The 1106-nt window shown below is 72.8% G+C and carries 1 protein-coding gene; it reads left to right on the top strand.

From position 1 onward, the window contains the following. Positions 1 to 91: 91 nt before the first annotated feature. Positions 92 to 1106, top strand: a 1015-nt coding sequence (locus AB0J09_RS65540; protein ID WP_360714685.1) for a condensation domain-containing protein, incomplete at its 3' end; no start/stop codon positions are given.

The raw sequence follows: 1106 nt of genomic DNA, 5'->3' as shown, positions 1-1106 counted from the left end.
GCGTGCGCGACGGCACGTACAAGGTCTACTTCACGCACGGCGTGGACTGGGACGGCAAGAGCAAGTCGTTCACGCGCGGGCGTTCGCCGTCGTGCTGCGCACGTACTCGGGCCAGGACGACATCGTGGTGGGCACCCCCGTGGGCAACCGCGACCGGCCTGAGACAGAGGACCTCATCGGGCTGTTCCTCAACACGGTCGTGCTCAGGACCGACCTGTCGGGCGACCCCGGCTTCGCCGAGTTGGCCGGCCGGGTGCGTCGCGTGGCGCTGGACGCCTACGCCAACCAGGACCTGCCGTTCGAGCAGCTCGTGGAAGCGCTCCAGCCCGAGCGCGATCGCTCCCGAACGCCGCTGTTCCAGGTGCGGTTCGACTACGCCCAGGGCGGCGGTGACGACGAGCTCGACCTGGACGGCCTGGCCATCACCGCTTTCGGCGTCGCGAAGGGCACCAGCCAGTTCGACCTCACCATGGTCCTCAGCGACGCCCCCGGTGGTCTGGACGGCACGATCGAGTTCAGCACCGAGCTGTTCGACGCCGCGACGGTCCTGCGGATGGGCGGCCACTTGGCGGCGGTCCTGACGGCCGTGGCGGCCGAGCCGGGACTGCGGCTGTCGGAGCTGTCCGTGCTCGACGACGCCGAGCGCGGCCGGGTGCTGGAGGAGTGGAACGACACCGCCGTGCCGCAGCGGGCGGCATCAGGCGTGGACGAGCTGATCGCGGCCCGAGCGGCGGACCACCCGGACACGATCGCGGTCGTATCCGGCGACGCCTCGCTCGGCTACGGCGAGCTGGACGCCCGCGCGAACCGGCTGGCCCACCACCTGCGCGGCCTGGGGGCGGGCCCGGAGAGCGTGGTGGCGCTGTGCGTGCCCCGTGACGTGAACATGCTGGTCGCGCTGCTGGCGGTGTGGAAGGCCGGTGCTGCCTATCTGCCGCTGGACCGGGACCATCCGGCCGAGCGGCAGGCGTACATGCTGGCCGACAGTGGGGCGACGCTTCTGCTGGGGCACCGGGAACTGGCCGGACACCTCGCAGGCGACGGCGCGGTGTGGCTCGACGACCCCGGCACCGCGGCCGCCGTCGCCGCCGCGCCGGCCGCCCCCC

Origin of the sequence: Nonomuraea sp. NPDC049784 (assembly GCF_040659615.1) — a bacterium.
GTDB lineage: Bacteria > Actinomycetota > Actinomycetes > Streptosporangiales > Streptosporangiaceae > Nonomuraea.
This window is presented reverse-complemented; position numbering and strand designations above follow the sequence as displayed.